The sequence below is a fragment of the Actinophytocola sp. genome (genome assembly GCF_035712165.1).
In the GTDB taxonomy this organism is placed as follows: Bacteria; Actinomycetota; Actinomycetes; order Mycobacteriales; family Pseudonocardiaceae; genus DASYTH01.
In genome coordinates, this window is the sequence record NZ_DASTBH010000319.1 from 1 (window position 1) to 17,414 (window position 17,414).

A 17,414-nucleotide genomic window follows, 5' to 3' on the forward strand; every position below is an offset into this window, starting at 1 on the left:
GATCACCGCAGAACACCGCCGCCACGCCAGCGCGCAGTTGGTTCGTTCGAGGCCGGCTCGTCGGCGCCGCGGCGATCGCGTTCGCGGTGTCGGTGGTGATAGAGAACGCGGTGCTGGGGGCAGCGGGCGCGCCGACCTACGGCGCTCCGATCGAGGAAGTGCTGGCCCACTACGCGGCCAACCGCGACTCGGTCGCGATCGCGACCGGGGTGGTGGCCCTGAGCTTGCCGGTGCTGCTCGTGTTCGTGTCGGGCCTGCACGGCCTCGTGGAGCGGCGCGGCGGAGCGGGCGCCGACTGGTCGCGCCTCGCCTTGGCCGCTGGCGCGACGCTGTCGGCCATCTTCGCGCTGGTCAACGTCCTGCAGATCGGGCTCGCGCTCTCCGCCGGCGGGTTCGCCGAGCCGACGCCCGCGTTCGAGCTCGTCTGGCGGGTTCACGCGGCGGCGTTCGCGCTGGCGCTGCCAGCGCTCGGCACCACCTTCATCGGCGCGGCCCTCGCCGCGCACGCGAGCGGACTGACTCCGGCTTGGCAGCTCCTGCTGGGCCTGGTGGGCGGGAGCCTGCTGCTCGCCGCGGGGCTCGGCAACCTCGCGATCGCCGGCGGCTCGCCGCTGCTCTTCGTCGGGCTCGCAGGGTTCGCCGCCTGGCTCGTCTGGCTGCTCGCGACCGGCGTGCGGCTCGTCCGTAGCGACGTCGATTGACCGTCCGCAGACACGAACCGACTCACGACCAGAGGAGGAACGAATGACGACCGGAGTGAAGGCAGCCGCGATCGCAGGCCGAGATCGTGGTCCAGGGCGATGCCGGCGGTAGTGAGTAAGAGCCGAGCCGACCAACGCCTCAAATCGTGCCCGCGACATAACCGCGCACCCGCCCGCCGGCCAACGCGATGCCGACCCACCCCGCCTTGCACCCACCCCGGACCACCACAGTCCAACGCCCTGTCCCGGCCAGACAGCGGCGGGGGGCAGGTGATGTCATTGACCTGCGGCGGCGCGTACCAGACCGTTCTCGTATGCGTAGACCACGGCTTGCACGCGGTCGCGGAGACCGAGTTTGGCGAGTATCCGGCTGACGTGTGATTTGACGGTGCCTGGGGTCAGGTAGAGCTGTCCGGCGATCTCACATGATCACCCAGCGCTACGGGTGATCTTTCACTCGTTGTGGTGGTGGGTGCGTATCAGGTCCTCCACCTCGGCGCGCAGGCCGAGGAACACCGGGTCCCGTTTGACGGCCAGGTCGCGGTCGTCGGGCAACGGTACGGGCAGGTCTGCGACCACCCGGCCCGGGTCGCAGGCGAGCACAACCACGCGCTGGCCGAGGAACACCGCCTCCTCCACGTCGTGGGTGACCATGAGCACGGTGGTGCCGGTGTCGCGCCACACCCGCCGCACGAACAGTTGCATGTCCTCCTTGGTCTGCACGTCCAGTGCGCCGAACGGTTCGTCGAGGAGGAGCACCTCCGGTTCACCGGCCAGCGCCCTGGCGATGGCCACCCGCTGCCGCTGACCGCCGGACAGCTGCCGTGGCAGGGCGCGCCGCAGTCGCTCCAGCCCGGTCTCCGCTAGGTACCAGTCGACCCGCTTACGCCGCTCGGCCCGCCCGATCGGCAGTAGCTCGAGTCCGAACGCGACATTGCGCTCGACCGTGCGCCACGGGTAGACCGCACCGGTTTGGAACACCAGGCCGCGGTCGGGACCCGGGCCGGTCACCGGCCGCCCGCCCAACTGGATCGTGCCGTACGACGGCCGGTCCAGCCCGGCGATCAGCGCCAGCAACGTGGACTTGCCCGACCCGCTGGCCCCGACCACGCAGACGAACTCACCGCGGGACACCTCCAGGTCGATGCCGTCCAGGGCGAGCACCTCGCCACCGCGCCGGGCGAAACGCCGGCCCACCCCGGACAACCGTACCGCCACTCCGGAATTGACTTCTGTCGTCACGTTGGTCCTCATCGTTGCTCATACCCGAGAGGCATCAGGCCCACCTTCCGACCCGGTCGCGGAGGAGGCGGAGGAGGAGGTCGATCAGCAGGCCGATCAGGGCGATCACCATCAGCACGGCGAAGATCCGGTCGATCTGGTTGAACCGTTGTGCCCGGACGATGCGGTAGCCCAGCCCGGACTCCGAGGCGATCAGCTCGGCCACCACGACGAAGTTCCACGCCGCCGCGGCGTTGACCCGGATCGCATCGATCATGCCCGGCAGCGCGTGCGGCACGACCACCTTGCGCAGCACCTCGCCCCGGCGCGCGCCGAGCGTGTAGGACACGTCGATCAGCTCGCCGGGCACCAGTCGCACCACGTCCGCGGTCATCAGCGTGTTGAAGAAGACCGTGCCGATGAACAGCAGGGCCACCTTGGACGGCTCACCGAGTCCGAGCCAGATGATCAGCAGCGGGATGAACGCGCTGGCCGGCAGGTAGCGCAGCAGACCGATCACCGGCTCCAGTCCGGCGGCCACCGCCCGGAACGAACCCATGGCCAGGCCCAGCGGCACCGAGACGAGCACGGCGAGCCCGAAGCCGCGCAGCACCCGGTTGACCGTGGCCCAGACGTCGGTACCGAGCTGGCCGGACACCGCCAGGTCCACGCCGGCCCGCACCGCCTGCCCCGGCGACGGCAGGAAGTCCGGTCGCCCGTCGATGAGCAGGCTCGCCACCTGCCACAGGCCGAGCGTCACCGCGACGGACAGGACCATCAGCACCCACCGGGCCGGCCGCGGGATGGGCGCCCGGATGGCCAACAGCCGGGGCCTGCGGCGCGCCGGTGGGCGGCGCGGCAGCTTCGGCCAGCTCTCCCGCCCGTCCGCCGCGGTCGTCTGCCGCGACATGACCGTCACGACGCGGCCACCGCCCGGACGAACCGTGGTTCCAGCAGCCCGTCCAGCGGCGGCATGCTGTCCACCAGCTTCGCCTCGACCAGGAACTCGGCGATCGAGCGGGCCTGGTGGTCAAGATGTGCCGGCGTGTCACCGGATTCGAACGCGGCCAGGTTCCGCTCCCGGCTGAAGATCGTGGTGCCGGCGTCGTAGCCGCGGTAGTCGGCCGCGCTCACCCCGGCCCGCTTGGCCATGATGTCCGTTGCCTTGTCCGGGTTGGCTTCGATCCAGGCGAGCGTGTCGAACCAGGTCTGCACGACCGCTTGGACGGTGTCGCCGTGGTCGCGGACGAACCCGGCGTCGAACACCAGGTGGTCGGGGATCGCGCCGGGGAAGTCGGCCGACGTGGCGATCGCCTTGCTGCCCGGCAGTTGCAGCGCGGTGCTGGTGAACGGCGCGAACACGCCGACGGCGTCCACCTGCCCGGCCACGAACGCCGCGGCGGCCGCGTCGGTCAGCAGCGGCTTGAGCTCGATGTCGGACTGGGTCAACCCGGCCTTCTCCAGCGCGAGCAGCAACAGGTAGTGATCCACGGTGCCCTGCTCGACGGCGACCCGCTTGCCCTTCAGGCCGGCCACGCCGTTGATCCCGGGCGCGGCGATGATCTGGTCGTTGCCGGTGGAGTTGTCGTTGACCAGCACGATGGTCTGCTGCGCGCCGCCGCTGACGGAGGACAGCGTGTCGTTGAGGGTCTGGCTGTTGGCGGTGAGGTTGCCGGTGGACAGCGCGGTCAGGCTGTCGGTGTAGCTGTCGAAGTACTTCAGCTCGACGTCCAGGCCGTGCTTGGTGAACAGGCCCTGCTCGGCCGCGACCTGCCAGGGAAACCAGCCGGGCCAGGCGCTGAACCCGATGGTGATGCGGCCCGGGCCGGCTGCCGGTTCGCCGCCGCTGGAGCAGCCGGCCGCGAGCACGGCCAGCGGGAGCGTGGCGGCCAGGGCGAGTACGCGTCGACGGATCATTCGGCCCTCCTTCGTGGCAGGTGTCCCGCCCGGACCAGGCAGCCGAGCGTGTCGCAGATGACTCTGGTGGCGATCAGCGAGGTGATCTCGGCGTTGTCGTAGGGCGGCGAGCACTCGACGACCTCGATGCCGGCCAGCGGACGCTCGGCGACGAGTTGGATGAACCTGAGCACCTCGCGGGGCAGGAATCCGCCGGGCTCCGGCCAGCCGGTGCCCGGCACGAACGCCGCGTCCAGGCAATCCACGTCGAAGGAGAGCCAAACGGCTTCGGCGCCGTCCCAGGCCACCTCGAGCGCCCGCGCGGCGGCGGCCTCGATTCCCATGTCCACGCAGTCAGTCACGGTCATGATCGTGGTACCGCGCTCCCGACCGACCTTGACGCCGGGGCGGGGTGCCTGCCAGCCGCCGATGCCGATCTGCACCAGGTTCTTGGGCGGCACGTTGGGGATATCGGTGGCGTGAAACCAGGGCGTGGTGTGCATCCGCTCGTCCAGGTCGGTCTCCTGGGTGTCGACGTGCCGGTCGAAGTGGATGATGCCGAGGTTGCCAGGCAGGTGCTCGGCCACGCCGCGCACGGTCGGATAGCCGATGGAGTGGTCGCCGCCGAGCACCACCGGAAACGCCCCGCTGGCGTAGACGTGGCTGACGGCCTTGGAGATCTGGTCGAAGGTCTTCTCGATGTTGGCCGGGATGGTGAACACGTCGCCGAGATCGGCAATGGTGATCGACTCACGCAGGTCGACGCCCAGCTCGAAGCTGTACGGCCCGTACAGCGCGGAGATCTTGCGGATGCCCTGCGGACCGAACCGGGCTCCGGAGCGGTAGGTGGTGCCGCCGTCGAACGGCGCCCCGAGCACCGCGACGTCGAACTCGCCACACTGGCGCACGTCTTCCAGGTAGGTCGCCTTGAGGAAGGTGTTGATCCCGGCGAAGTGCGGCAACTCACCACGGGAGAAGGTAGGGATCCTTCTGTCCACAATAGACTCTGCGGCGGGCAGTCCCAACTCGATACCGCGGGCGACCTCGCGCTCCCAGGCTGTGCTGGGCAGTTCGGCTTCGCGAGCGACCGCGTAACGGGCCTCAGGACCGTAGCGTTCGTGCAGATGATCGGGATCGGCCATGCGTCCTCCGTCGCTGGCCGGCTGCCGGGAGCAGCCGGACATCGGCGCTCTCCCGGGCTTTTGTCCCGCCGTGGAGCGACCCCGGCTGGGCCGCCTGCGCCTCTCGGACCAGCCGGCCTGCCGGCCGCGGAACCCTAGGCGCGCCTCACCTGTGGCAAGTCACAAGCAGTAGAGCGCCCGCTCATGTCAGGCACGTATCGCGCCGGTTTCATGCCGGTTTAGAGCGCCAAGGCACCGCCCAGCTGACATGCTGACATCGACAGGACCCGTCCGGCGGTTTAGGACCGCCTGGTGATGATCCGGCGCGGAAGGGAGCCGGCATGGAGGCCTGGGACTGTCCACCGGCAGTGACGATGCGGATGACGAGCTGGTGATGCTGGATGGCTGACTCGGTGACGAGCCCGAATTTCGGGGACGGGTGTCGATCGAGGTGGCGCCTGGTCAGGACGGCCGGATGGGTGGGTTGGCCGAGGCGCTCGGCGTCAGTCTGGCCGCGGACGGAGTGGCGGCCCCGAACGAGTGCTCACCATCGAGGACCTGACATCCGACGCCTTGTCTTGTCGGCGACGCCCAGCTGCGGCCGGCCGTCGCCCGCGGCGACCGACAACCGGTTCCCCAGCACCCCCAGCGCCTGCCCGATCGCATCGGCACCGTCCCGAATGGACGCCGAGTCGGACCGCACCAGCTCGACCAGATTGGTTCGGCGTGGATGTGGTGATCCACACCGAACCCGGAGGTCCGCCCTTGTCCAAGATCATCCGATCATGTGTCGCCCTGTACCCAGCCTCCGTGGTCAGTCCTGGCGCGCTACCGGTTGGCCAGCTTGTAGGCGCGGATGAGCGTTTCGGTAACGGTGTTGCCGTCCCGATCGGTCGCCGTGCCACGCAGTGACACCGAAGTTGCACCGGGCGGATGGTGCAGCAGCACCGCGCGGTTCGCGATCACCGTGGTTTGCCGCCAGGTCCGGCCCTCGTCGTAGGAGGCCTCGACGGACAGCCGCACGGGCCGGACCAGTTCGTTGCTCGTCTGCGGTTGCACAGCCACGGGGACCAGGAACGGTCGTCCGGCCGGCGCGGTGTTGGTCTGATCGAGTGCCGGGGTGAACCTGATGGTGGACAGCGGAAGCGTGACCTGACCGGCGACCTGGCCGGAACGGAAGGTCCACTCGGCGCTGACTCGCGTCGACGTGTCGAACAGGGCGGGCCTGCTGGCCTCGGCGGTCAGCCGGTAGCCGGCGGGCTCGGGTGGCACGGGGAAGGCCGCGGCGAACTCGCCCTGTACCTGGCCGACCAGTTGCCCGTCGCGGAACAGCTTGATGTCAAGGGAATCCACCAGCGAGATACCGGCATTGCCGCCCGAGTCACCGAGCAGCGGCAGGAAGAAATCGATGGTGTCGCCGCACCGGCAGATCCACGACACCTGCTCGGCCGGGAACGCCGGGCCGAACGGTGCGTGGTTGATCGGCAGCTGGTAGAAGTGGCCGGGCCGGAACACGTGCTGGCCGCCCTGGATGCTGGCCCGCTCGGGGAACGACCCCGATGGTTCCAACTCGAACAGCACGATGTTCCACTCCGCGCCGTCCGAGTTGTAGTACTCCGTACGGATACTCGGCAGCGGTAGATCGATCTGCGCGCTGGCGGCGATCAGGTCGGCGGACACCGAGTCCGGGACGGCGAACCGCAGACCGATGTCACCGGGGACCTGAGCGCCGAGGTCGACCCGCACGGTGGCGACCTCGTTGCGCTGCACACGCTTGGTGAACCCGGCCGGCACCGTGCCCTTCGGGAACCATGCCAGGCCGTAGAACTCCCCACCGGGGGTGGCCCACTGCGTGTTGACCATGGTGGTGAGCACGTCCGCCGGCAGTGCCGGTCCGAGCTGGGCGATGGACACCGTGCCGAGGTCGGTCGTGAGGTGCGAGACGTCGGCCAGGGACTGCGCGGTGACCATGCTGAAGCCGATCTCCCCGAGCAGCAGGCCCGCGCTGGGATCCGGCGGCGTCACCCGGACCGGGCGGGCGGCGCCGGCCGGCACGTCGATCGTGGTGTCCCGGTCCAGCACCGTGTTGGGACTCGGCAGCACGTGGGTGTTGCGGGTCCCATCGGGCGAGGTCGTGTGCACGACGCTGTCGATGAAGTAGCGGCCCATCGGCAGCCGGACCGTAAGGCTCCCATCGGCGTCGTAGGGCGTGCGGATCTCGCCGTCGTCGAGTCCGATGATCGCCACGGCATAGTCGCCGGTCAACGCGCCGGTCAGATCACGCAGGTTGATCGTCAGCTCGACATCGCCAGCAGCGGCCCGCGGTTCGCTGCCCGGCCGGCTCGCCGCACGATTCGGCTCAAGCAGCCGGGAAACATCGAACGCCCGCCGGCCGCCCTCGGTACCGATCCGCCGGACAGCGTCCTCCGGCACCACGTAGAGCCGGTCCCCGGCACGGTACCGATGGAACATCACCCGTTCGCGACCGGCCGCCGGGCGGACCGACACGGCCGGCCGCGCACCACCCAGCACCGTCACCCGGTCCCCAGTCGGCAGGACGGCCGTCCGCGCCGACTCCTCATTCGCGAGCACACCAAGGGAATCCACCGCACCCGCACCAGCAGGCAGCCCGGCCGCCAACACAACCACAAGCGCCGCAACCACACTTCGTCGCCCGAAGCCCACCCCAGCATCCATCTCCTCACGATGCCACGCCGGATACCCGACGCGCAGCGGTTGTGATCACGTTTCGACGAGGCTGGTGGCGAGCAGCACGGCCCCGATGGAGCCGATCAGTGCGGCTGGGTCGTCGGCGTGCTGTCGGACACCTCGACGCCGATTATGCGCGCTGACGCCGGATTGGCCCGCCGAACTCGTCCTCGACGGAAACGTCATCGGGGCGGGGGTTGCGGAAGAACACGAACGGTTTGGTCCAACCTGGTAGACCGGGTTGCCACCGGAAACTCAGCCCGCTGACGGCCAGCAACCAGGGTCAGCCACCGCGCTTGAGGACGCTCCTGCCATTGAGTACCGCCTCGAGGATCTCGCGGGTGCGGTCGGTCATGCCGAGCCCGTCGGTGTGCGGCCAGCTGTCGATCTCGTGGCGAGCGAACTCGCACCACCGCTCGATGAGGTGCAGGTAGTCGGCGACGAAAGCGGCGACGAGCGCGGCGATGTGCCGGCGCTCGGGGAACGGCGCGCTGTCATCGGTCAGGTACGGGCGGAGCAACCGTTGGATCGCATCGTCGGCCAGTTGGCGCGCGTTGTCGGCCGTCTCCTCGAGGCACCGGTCCAGGGTGGCCTTGTCCGTCTGATCGGCGAACAGCAGTCGCAGCAGCGCTTCGAAGTCGAGCTGGGGATTGCGTGGCGGTGTCGCGAACCAGGCGTGCAGCGCCGAGCGCCCCTCGCCGGTGATCTCGTAGATGGTCCGCGGCCGGCGCCCACGGTGCTCGACGTGGGTCGTTGCCCAGCCGAGCACCAGCAGCCGCTTGGCCTCCTCGTAGAGGTGGCTTTCCGTGCGCGGATGGGCGTAGCGCAGGCTGCGGGTCGCCTGCTGGGCAAGCTCGTAGGCGCTCCACGGTCGCAGGGCGAGGAGTCCGAGCAGGGCGTAGGTGCTGGTCGTCGGTCGAGGCGGCACGCCCTTTGACAATACTCCACTCTTGAGCTATCACTTACTCAAGAGTGGAGTACTTGGGGTAGTCAAATGCACAGCACATCCGACCTGGCCGGTCCACCGCTGACCATCACCACCGCCACCGCCACCGACCTGTCCACCGTCGTCGAACCGCTGTTCCGCGAGTACGGCGAATGGCTCGTCGGGCATCTCGAACGGGACTTCGGGATGACGTTGACCGAAGCCGACCAGGACCGCTACCACGATGCGTTCCGTGCCGAGTTCCCGCGGCTGCTCGGTTCGCGCGGACGGCTGCTCGTGGCCCGCCTCGGCGACGACCCGGTCGGTGTGGGCACGCTCAAGCCCATTGACGACACGACGGCCGAGATCAAGCGGATGTACGTCCGTCCCGCGGCCCAGGGACGTGGGATCGGCCGGGCGATCCTCACCCGCCTCGTCCGGGACGCCGGCGCCGAGGGCTACACCACCGTCCGGCTCGAAACACTGCGGTTCATGACCACCGCCCAAAGCATGTACCGCGCCTTCGAATTCGTCGAAACCGCGAAGTTCGACGGAGCCGAGACCGCGAATACGGAGTTCGAACCGCTCACCATCTCCATGGAGCTCAACCTCGCCGGCCACCCATGAGCGCGGCCGCCGTCCTTGGAGCAGCCACGGCGAACCATGTGGCCACGCCCCGACTCCCCGACCATCCGCGCGCCGCGTCCACCGGCGTCATCAACATTGGGGCCGCATGTGTCCACAGTCGGCCCCTGGTGAGGTTGGCATCCGTAGCGGTGCCTGCGGCACGGCCTTCCGGTCGAGCGGGGTCCGCCCGATCCGCGACGACTTCGACTGCCGGGTCAGAGCCTTCATATGCGTCGCATTCAATGGTGAAAGCTCGTCTTCTTCGTGGGACGCGAGTTCCGCTGCCGGTCGATGGACCTAGGCGTCGGGTCAGGTCACGGTGAACGTGAAGTGGTACGGCCGCTGGATCGGCACGCTGTCCGCTGCCAGAACGCTGCGTACGGCGGTGACCTCGACGGAGTAGGTGCCCGCCGGCAGCGGTGCGGTCGGAGTCCAGGTCAGTGTCCCCGGCGCCGGTTCGCTCACCGTGCCGGTCACCGCGGTGCCGCCGGAGCTCACCACCACCGAGCCAGAGAAATCGGGCCCGGTCGGGTCCACGTCACGCTGGAACCGCACGGTCACCGACGCCGGCGCGGGTCCGCCGGAGCCGGCGTCGGGGGTGCTCGACACGACCACGGGATCCCGCCACAGGCGGGGCGCCTTGTGGATGTCCGGGGCCGACGGGTCATCCCAGGCGGTCGAGGTGTCGTCGACCAGCATGGTGCCCTCGGCGTCGCCGGCGATCACGACGTTGCGGTTGTTCGTGCTGACGATCCCGCCCCACCACTCGACGCGCTCCCAGCTGCCCCGGGTGTACTTGTACTGCAGTTCGGTGCCGTCGTCGATGGTCACGGTGGCCTCCCACACGCCGCCACCGCGGTTGGTCATGGCGAGTTTGCCCGGGTCCCACGGGCCCAGTGCATCGATGCTGCCCGGCAGGTAGAGCGTGTCGCCGGCCGGGGTACCGGGCGGTGCGAGGGTCCGGAAGGTCACCTGGATCGGGCGGGGTGCCACGGCGAGGACCGCGGGCAGGGTGACGGCTTTCCCGTCTGGGCGCACGTATCCGGCGTGCCCGAGCAGCTCACTGTTACGGGCGGGGCCGGGTGCGGTGACCTGGAACGTGGCGGTGAACCGCGCGCCCGGCTCGAGCCGGGCGGTCGTCGTCGGCGAGGTGGCGGTGATCGTCCAGCCGTCCGGCCGGAGCAGCGCGACGGTCACGTCGGTGACGGCCTGCTGGCCGGAGTTGCGCACGGTGGCGACCACGCGGCTCGGCACGCCGGCGACCAAGCCGTCCGGCGCCTCGAGCGAGAAGTCGACGGCCGGGGCCGGCGGCACGGTCACCGCCCGCCCGTCATGGCGCACGACCGCACCGCTGCCCAGCCGCACGGCCGGCACGTCGACGGTCAGCGTCCGGCTGGCCGACTCGTAGCGGTAGTGCGCCCGACGGCCGTTCACCGTGACCTGCCGCGGCTCGGTGACGTCAACGAAGACGGCGGTGTAGGCGCGGGCGGCCGGCTGGCCGCGGTAGCGCCCCTCCGGTGGCGCGATCCTCAGCTCGGACTGCCCGGCGCCCTCGGCGTAGCGCACGGCGGTGGTGGCGTACTGGTGGTCGCGATAGCCCAGCCCCTCACCGGCGTCGTCGTAGAGCGACGTACGGCCGGATCCGTGCGGATACACCGTGAGCGTCAGCGCGTCGTTCGGCTGGGTGGCGATGTTCGGGGCGTCCGCGGCGCGCGGCACGATCGCCCCGGCACGGGCGAACACCGGCATCCGGTCCGGCGTGGCGGTCACCGGGACGGCCGCCGGGCCGGCGTAGGTCTCGCCGGTGAACACGTCGGTCCAGGTGCCGGGCGGGAACCAGACCGTCGACGTCGTGGCGAGACCGGGTGTGGTGGCCGGGGCGACCAGCAGGTCCGGCCCGAGCAGGTACTGGGTGGGGTAACGGTAGGCCTCATCGAGTTCTGGCCACTGCAGGTACAGCGCCCGCGTCATCGGCAGGCCGCTGTCGTAGGCTTCGCGGGCCGCCGCGTAGAGGTAGGGCACCAGCGACTCGCGCAGCCGCAGGAAGTCCATCGCCGGGCCGGCGACCGTCGGTGTGTACTCCCACGGCAGGCGGTCACCGTGGTCGGAGTGCAGCCGCAGGATGGGCTGGAACGCGCCCAGCTGCACCCAGCGCAGGTAAAGGTCCTCCGGCAGGTGCCTGCCGGCGAAGCTGCCGATGTCATGGCTGACATAGGAGACCCCGACCGACCCCTCGGCCGGGGTCATCGCGGCCGCGAAGGCGATGCTGGGCCAGTCCGCCTTGGTGTCGCCGGTGAAGTGGACGGTGCTGCGGTGCTCGCCCCACGCGGCCGACCCACCGGGCGTGGTGTAGTCCGGGAACGACGCGCCCATGCGGGACAGGGCGAACCCGCGCAACCCACGCGCCTCGGCATCCCGCTGGTACCGCTCGTTGATCCAGCTGTCCGGGGTCAGCCCGGGCACGGCGGCGAGGCTGTCGTCACAGCAGTAGTCCAGCCACCACTGGCGCACACCCTGATCCTCGAACGGTTCGTGCAGCCAGCGCCAGGCGTCGTACTGCGCGCGGTCGGCCCAGTCGAACCGGTGCGCGGTCGGAGCGAAGCTGCGGGTGGCCGGCGCGAGGCGGCCTCCGGCCAGGGACTGCGCCTGGGCGAAGCGAGGGTCGTCGGCGGAGATCGCGGCGTGCACGTTGAGCACGGTCTGCAGGTTCTGACTCGCGGTCCAGCGCAGGAACGAGGGCGGATCGGGAAACAGCTCCGAGTTCCAGTTCCACCCCGCCCAGGCGTTGGGCGACTTCCAGTCGGTGTCGACCGCGAGCACGTCGAGCGGCACCCGGTTGGCCCGGAAGGCCGGCAGCAGGCTGTCACGGTAGTCCTGGTCGCGGAAGGCGTGGTACTTGGAGAACCACGTCCCGAACGCCCATTTTGGCAGCAGCGGCGCCGGCCCGGTCAGCGCACGCAGATCACGCAGTGCCCGCTGGTAGTCGTGGCCGTATCCGAACAGGTAGCCGTCCTGGTAGGCACCGGTGCGCCCGGGGCGGGGCGTGACCCAACCGTCCGAGGTGCGCAGCGCGGTCGCCGTGTCGTCGAGCAGATACCAGCCGTCGCGGTGCAGCAGACCTTCGTGCAGCCTGATCCCCTCGACCGGCCCTGCCTGCTCCGGATAGTAGTCCAGCCCGCGGTACCAGCCGCCGAGCGCGTCGGACCGGCCGGGCGAGCCGAACGCCGGGTGCACCTGGACGCGGCGCGCGCCGACCGTGAGCTCCAGTGTGGTGTTGGCCGCCCGGAACTCGCCGGAACCCTTGCGGTAGCGAAGTTCCAGGGCGTCGGTGCGGATCCGCAACTCGGCACGGGTGTCGAGCACGGTGAACCGACTCGGCCGGGGATCCCTGGCTGCCGCCACGAACGACGCCCGATCCTCGAACCGCCGGTCCTCGGCGTACTCCAACCGAAGCAACGTAGAGCTGATCACCTGGATGCGGACCGGCCCCGCGGTGACCGTCGCGCCACGACGCTGTGCGAGCGCTTCGGCGTCCGCACCGGCCGGGACCGCCGTACCGGGCACGCCGCCGAGCAGCGCCACGACAGCGCCGACCACCACCACCGGGCGAAACAGACCAGAGGAGAACCGGCCACGCCAAGCCGTATTCAGCACGATATTCGACGATGCTCCCGCGCCATGCCGATGTCAACCACGCTCCCCCACCGTCGACTGGCGCCGCTCTGCCGGCTGACTCTTCGGTGGGCAGATCGGAGAAACACAACCCGATGACCATCCCAAGGCCTGCCCAACATGGCCCGTCGGGGCAGCTAACGAGCGGTCCTGCCGCGACGAGGGCGATCAGTGCTGCAGTAAGACGAGTACGGCGAGCACGCGGCGATTGTCCCTTGTCCGATAGTCCTTCTGTCATGAGCGGTTCAAGGACACGATCCTTTACCAGGTAGCCAGTGCCGGTTGCGCCGCCTTCGAGCAGGCGGGTCACAGCTGTGCGACGGCCCAGGTGTTCTTGCGTGCGGTGAGTGGCCCATCGGCGAGGTGGGCGACACTGACCTCGGGGTGGACTTCAACGACCCGGCACGCGGGCCCGATCGATCCGGTCCACCTGACGGAACTTGGCGCGCAATTCGGATGCCAGGACGGAGATGCCCTCGACGGTCAGCCGGCGGTTGTGGGCGCTGGAGTCATGAACACCGCCGACCACAAGCGCCGATCTCCTTTCTGGCCAGGATGTCCGCTTCCCGGCGGGCACGAGCCGACCTGGCCAACGCCTCAATCGTGCCTGCCACATACCCGCGCACCCGCCCGCCGGCCAACACGATGCCAACCGCGCCAGCGGGTTCGGGGTCGAGTCCCTGGCGGCGCACCTCTGTGCCAGCGAAACGGGCCGAGGCCACATGCCTCGGTCCGTGATCGTTTGGGCGTCCTGCTAGGCAGTGGCCGGGCGTCTGCGCGAGGCACCATGCTGGCGGCGGAGTGGTCCTCGCTCGAGCGGTTCCAGCACACCGTGGTTCAGTCGCCGCTGGCGCGATCCACCATCAACTTAACGACGCACTACTGGTCGAACTCGGCATAGTCGTAGCCATGCTGCGAGGTGTCCAGCGGAACTGGGCCCGCGTAGTGGCCACAGCGCGGACACTCGTTGTTCGGATCGGTGCGCACGCCGCACGCCTCGGCGCGGCCGTCCGGGTCGGCCGAGCTGCCACAGAAACAGAAGCCTTCGGTTACCTGACACCAGGAGCACATCGATCTCTCCTCCCCGATTGGCGGTCGTCGCACCGTAACCGACGGCCATCGCGCACTTTCCGGCCGAACGCGCGACCTTCGGGGCAGCCCAGCCGGCTTTCCTGACTGGATCAATGTCCCGGCGGTGGCCAGGCAACCGTGGACAGCCCGGAAGGAGGATGCACCGAGCCGATCATTGACACAGAATGGTCAGCTCGTCACCCGGTTCGATCAGCCGCCGGGACCTGATCTGCGAGAACGCACGCACGCCAGCAACGCCAACGACCACGGACGAGTGTCGCACCAGCGCGCGCCGGATTCGGCCGTACTCGTTGTCCGCAACAACCCAGGTACCGCCAGGAGGAGACCCCTAGTTGTTGCCGGAGTCGACGACGACGCACCTTCATGCCGCTGATGACGTTTCCGGTATCCGGTGTTCCCGAGTGCCCTCGGCGGGAGTCGAACCCGCTGTGGGCCGCTTTAGAGGCGGCTGCCCGGCCGTTGGGCGTCGAGGGCGGTGTGGGTGAGCGGCGGCGCCTGCCGCTCACCCACATGGTGCCGGATGTCAGGCGGCGTCCGGGTCGTCGATCCGCACCCCCAGAAGTGGGTCGGCGATCTGGGCGCGGGCAGCTCGGAACTCGGCCGTGGTCAGGGATCGGCCGAGTTGGTCGAGGGTTCGCAAGACGAACCGCTGACGGGTGACCCTGCGGTTGAGCGTGTCGAGCGCATGGGCTTGCCGCCAGACTTTGCGTTGTAACCAGCGGGTGGCCTTGGGCAGATCGCCTTCCAGTTGGGCGCGGAGGGCGTCGCGCTCGGCCACTGCCTCCACCAGTTGCGTGCGCAGTGCGGCTTCGATGGGCGTGGTCATGTTCTCACCTCCTCTCCGTCTGCGAGAGCCAGTGGGAGGTGAGCAACCAGGCGGTGTGCGCCCGGCTCCAACGCGACGGCGGTCAGCGCACCGCCGAGATCGGGTTCGTAAAACGCCACCACGCACAGCCCGGCCGAGTTGGCATCGGCGTAGCACCGAGCAAGGTCGAGCTCATCGGGCGCGGCGAGCACCACGAGGGTGTTGGAATGCGTGTGCCACTCGGTGACCAGGTGGGAATGGGCCAGCGCGAACTCCAGCGCGGCGTGCGCCACCTGGCAGGCCTGGACGCCCTGGGCAAGATCGGCGCGAGTCACCAGGTAGAGACGAAAACGACCCTAACGATGTGGCATAGCCCCAACCTACCCGCGCGCACCCGCCCACCGCCACCAAATCGGCAACACCAGCAATACCAGCCGGACGATGGCGGCGCCTACCACGGACGTCCGCACCTGCCGATGAGCGGGCTGTTGGTGGCTCAGGCTCAGCCCGACCGGGTGAGGTTGGCTGTTGCGGCGAGGTCGTCGGCGATGGCCAGCAGGTTGCGCTGCACCGGCCTGGCGCGGCCGGGTAGCCAGGCAAGGACGGTTTCGGCTCGGTCGTTGGCGAGCGGAACGAACACCACACCGGTGCGGCGGATGCTGCTTGCCGAGGCGGCGAGCCGGGTGATCCCGACGCCTGCGGCGACGAGACCGAGCAGGTTGGACACTCCGCTGGCCCGCTGGACGACCCGTGGTGTGAAGCCGGCGGCGGTGAAGTCCCGGTCGTATTTCTCGTGCCAGGGCGGCCAGGTCTCCCGCGGCGTGAGCACCCAGTCCTCATCGGCCAGATCGGCAAGGTGGAGTTCGACTCGGGTTGCGAGCGGGTGTCCGACCGGCAGAACCGCGCATACCGGTTCTGTGGCAAGCGTCCGGGTGGCCAAGTCAGCGACCAGCGGGGGGCGGGTGAACGCCGCGTCGAAGCGCCCGTCGCGGAGCCCGGCGACCAGTTCGTCGATCTGCGCATTGTGGGTGGTGAGCTCGAGTCCGGGGAAACGTTCCCGCAAGGCCCGCACCACCGGCGGCAGCATGTAGTTGGCGGTGGAAGCGAGGAAGACCAGGTCGAGGCGGCCGATCTCGCCGCGGCCGGCGCGCTGCGCGACGGCCACGGCGTGGTCGGCCTGGGCGAGCACGGCGCGGGCCTCCGGCAGAAACAGCTGTCCCGCATCGGTGAGACGGGTTCCGCGAGTATCGCGGTCGAACAGCCGTACCCCAAGACTGCGTTCGAGCGCGCCGATCTGCTGTGACAGCGACTGTTGGGCGAGATGGAGATGCCTTGCCGCGCGGCTGAAGTTGAGGTGCTCGGCGACCGCGACGAAGTACCGCAGATGACGCAGTTCCATGGTCACAGGATCAGACTGTAACCGCAGGAGGAAGCGTGTGTTGGCCTGGCTCCGACGTGATCAGTCAGGCTGAAGGCGACAGCGCAAAGCCGACGTGAACACAAGTGCGAGGGACGATGACAGGGACTGGCCGGGTGTGGTTGATCACCGGTTGCTCGGCGGGATTCGGTCGAGAGTTGGCCTTGGCGGCGTTGGCTGCCGGCGATCAAGTGATGGCGACCGCGCGGCAGCCGGACCAGCTTGCCGATCTCGTCGCGGCGGGCCACGGGCGGGCGCGGACCGCGCCGCTGGACGTCACCGACGCGGACCAGGTGTCCGCCGCGGTCACGCAGACTCTCACCGAGTTTGGTCGGGTAGACGTGGTGGTCAACAACGCAGGCCACGGCAGCGTCGGCGCCGTCGAGGAACTCGACCTGGCCGACCTACGGGCACTGATGGACGTCATGTTCTTCGGCGCCGTGGCGGTGACCAAGGCCGTCCTCCCTCACCTGCGTGTGCAGGGCAGCGGGGCGATCGTTCAGATCAGCTCGATGGGAGGCCAACTGAGCATGCCGGGCTTCGGGGCATACTGCGCGGCGAAGTTCGCGCTCGAGGGACTGTCCGAGGCGCTGGCGGCGGAGGTCGCACCGTTCGGCATCCGGGTCTTGATCGTCGAGCCCGGGGCATTCCGCACCGAGTTCGGTGGACGACGGATGCACCGGTCGCCGATCATCGACGCGTACGCGGTGTCGACCGGCCCGACCCGCGCAGCGGTAGACGGCATGGACGGCACTCAGCCCGGCGACCCACGAAAGGCAGCCCTGGCCATCCTGGAGGTCCTCGACAGCCCCCATCCACCGCTGCGGCTGGCACTGGGCAACGACGCCGTCGACAACATCGCCGCACACCACCAACTGCTGCACACCGACCTGACCCGATGGGAAAAGCTCAGCCGCTCCCTGGACCTGGAATAGTCCCCTTGTCAGGTGTTCGCGCGTTCGGGCCACCGGCTGGTTGAGGCTGTCCGCCACTGACCTGCATGCTAGACGTGGCGCAGGCCGCACCCGTGGACGTGTGACACCACGGCTGTTGGTGGAGATGTCCAGCGGAAGTGGGAATGAGTACTCCGGTTGACGCCGTCGTCGTTGTTGGGCAGCGTGAATCGGCCATCTTCCAGATTGAGGTAGTCGGCGATCTCAGGCATGGTCTTCCTTTCTGAATTGTGAGTCGGGCGGTGGAGCAGCCAGCGTGCACCTTGAGAGCCGCT

The 17,414-nt window shown here is 69.4% G+C and carries 15 protein-coding genes, 2 pseudogenes and 1 riboswitch; of the genes and pseudogenes, 4 read left to right on the forward strand and 13 right to left on the reverse strand.

Going from position 1 to position 17,414, the window contains the following annotated elements; genetic code table 11:
* Positions 1 to 701 (forward strand): hypothetical protein (locus VFO68_RS17880; RefSeq protein ID WP_325159444.1); only part of this gene is annotated, 701 nt, incomplete at its 5' end.
* Between the two features lie 276 nt (positions 702 to 977).
* Here VFO68_RS17880 and VFO68_RS17885 read toward each other — a convergent pair.
* From VFO68_RS17885 to VFO68_RS17905, 5 genes and pseudogenes are all read right to left on the reverse strand, one after another.
* A pseudogene (locus VFO68_RS17885) lies at positions 978 to 1,130 on the reverse strand (response regulator transcription factor); the annotation flags it as partial.
* Positions 1,131 to 1,154: 24 nt separating this feature from the next.
* Positions 1,155 to 1,898: an ABC transporter ATP-binding protein gene (locus tag VFO68_RS17890; RefSeq protein WP_325159445.1), complete on the reverse strand. Its 744-nt coding sequence runs from the start codon at positions 1,896 to 1,898 to the stop codon at positions 1,155 to 1,157.
* 79 nt (positions 1,899 to 1,977) lie between these two features.
* Positions 1,978 to 2,832 (reverse strand): ABC transporter permease, encoded by an 855-nt coding sequence (locus tag VFO68_RS17895; RefSeq protein ID WP_325159456.1) that lies wholly within the window; start codon positions 2,830 to 2,832, stop codon positions 1,978 to 1,980.
* A gap of 5 nt (positions 2,833 to 2,837) precedes the next feature.
* Positions 2,838 to 3,839: an ABC transporter substrate-binding protein gene (locus tag VFO68_RS17900; RefSeq protein ID WP_325159446.1), complete on the reverse strand. Its 1,002-nt coding sequence runs from the start codon at positions 3,837 to 3,839 to the stop codon at positions 2,838 to 2,840.
* A complete protein-coding gene (locus tag VFO68_RS17905) occupies positions 3,836 to 4,960 on the reverse strand; it encodes an agmatinase family protein (protein ID WP_325159447.1) in 1,125 nt (374 codons plus the stop codon). The genes VFO68_RS17900 and VFO68_RS17905 overlap by 4 nt, the downstream gene beginning before the upstream one ends.
* Positions 4,961 to 5,007: 47 nt before the next feature.
* A riboswitch (guanidine-I (ykkC/yxkD leader) is annotated at positions 5,008 to 5,109 on the reverse strand.
* 251 nt (positions 5,110 to 5,360) lie between these two features.
* Between VFO68_RS17905 and VFO68_RS34285 the strand changes: the two are divergent.
* Positions 5,361 to 5,501 (forward strand): annotated as a pseudogene (locus VFO68_RS34285) (effector-associated constant component EACC1); the annotation flags it as partial.
* 266 nt (positions 5,502 to 5,767) lie between these two features.
* On the opposite strand, the gene VFO68_RS17910 reads toward VFO68_RS34285, so the two are convergent.
* Both VFO68_RS17910 and VFO68_RS17915 read right to left on the reverse strand, forming a co-directional pair.
* Positions 5,768 to 7,531 carry a hypothetical protein gene (locus VFO68_RS17910; RefSeq protein ID WP_325159448.1) on the reverse strand — a complete coding sequence of 588 codons (1,764 nt, stop codon included), beginning with the start codon at positions 7,529 to 7,531 and terminating at the stop codon, positions 5,768 to 5,770.
* Positions 7,532 to 7,931: 400 nt separating this feature from the next.
* On the reverse strand, positions 7,932 to 8,576 hold the full coding sequence (locus VFO68_RS17915; RefSeq protein WP_325159449.1) for a PadR family transcriptional regulator: 645 nt from the start codon (positions 8,574 to 8,576) through the stop codon (positions 7,932 to 7,934).
* Between the two features lie 66 nt (positions 8,577 to 8,642).
* Here VFO68_RS17915 and VFO68_RS17920 point away from each other — a divergent pair, with 66 nt between their 5' ends.
* Complete coding sequence (locus tag VFO68_RS17920; RefSeq protein ID WP_325159450.1) at positions 8,643 to 9,200, forward strand: GNAT family N-acetyltransferase; 558 nt, start codon at positions 8,643 to 8,645, stop codon at positions 9,198 to 9,200.
* Positions 9,201 to 9,509: 309 nt separating this feature from the next.
* Here VFO68_RS17920 and VFO68_RS17925 read toward each other — a convergent pair whose 3' ends face one another.
* The 5 genes from VFO68_RS17925 to VFO68_RS17945 all read right to left on the reverse strand — a co-directional run bounded on the left by VFO68_RS17925 (position 9,510) and on the right by VFO68_RS17945 (position 16,168).
* Positions 9,510 to 12,854 (reverse strand): TIM-barrel domain-containing protein, encoded by a 3,345-nt coding sequence (locus VFO68_RS17925; protein WP_325159451.1) that lies wholly within the window; start codon positions 12,852 to 12,854, stop codon positions 9,510 to 9,512.
* Between the two features lie 897 nt (positions 12,855 to 13,751).
* Entirely contained in the window at positions 13,752 to 13,943 is a 192-nt protein-coding gene (locus VFO68_RS17930; RefSeq protein ID WP_325159452.1) for a hypothetical protein, read from the reverse strand.
* A 544-nt stretch (positions 13,944 to 14,487) separates the two neighbouring features.
* Entirely contained in the window at positions 14,488 to 14,790 is a 303-nt protein-coding gene (locus VFO68_RS17935) for a hypothetical protein (protein WP_325159453.1), read from the reverse strand.
* Positions 14,787 to 15,104 (reverse strand): peptidyl-tRNA hydrolase, encoded by a 318-nt coding sequence (locus VFO68_RS17940; RefSeq protein ID WP_325159454.1) that lies wholly within the window; start codon positions 15,102 to 15,104, stop codon positions 14,787 to 14,789. The genes VFO68_RS17935 and VFO68_RS17940 overlap by 4 nt, the downstream gene beginning before the upstream one ends.
* Positions 15,105 to 15,271: 167 nt before the next feature.
* Entirely contained in the window at positions 15,272 to 16,168 is an 897-nt protein-coding gene (locus tag VFO68_RS17945) for a LysR substrate-binding domain-containing protein (RefSeq protein ID WP_325159457.1), read from the reverse strand.
* Positions 16,169 to 16,284: 116 nt separating this feature from the next.
* Here VFO68_RS17945 and VFO68_RS17950 point away from each other — a divergent pair, with 116 nt between their 5' ends.
* The gene (locus VFO68_RS17950) at positions 16,285 to 17,121 is read left to right on the forward strand and encodes an oxidoreductase (RefSeq protein ID WP_325159458.1); all 837 of its coding nucleotides are present in this window, start codon (positions 16,285 to 16,287) and stop codon (positions 17,119 to 17,121) included.
* A 68-nt stretch (positions 17,122 to 17,189) separates the two neighbouring features.
* Here VFO68_RS17950 and VFO68_RS17955 read toward each other — a convergent pair.
* The coding region (locus tag VFO68_RS17955; RefSeq protein WP_325159455.1) for a hypothetical protein at positions 17,190 to 17,414 on the reverse strand (225 nt) is incomplete at its 5' end.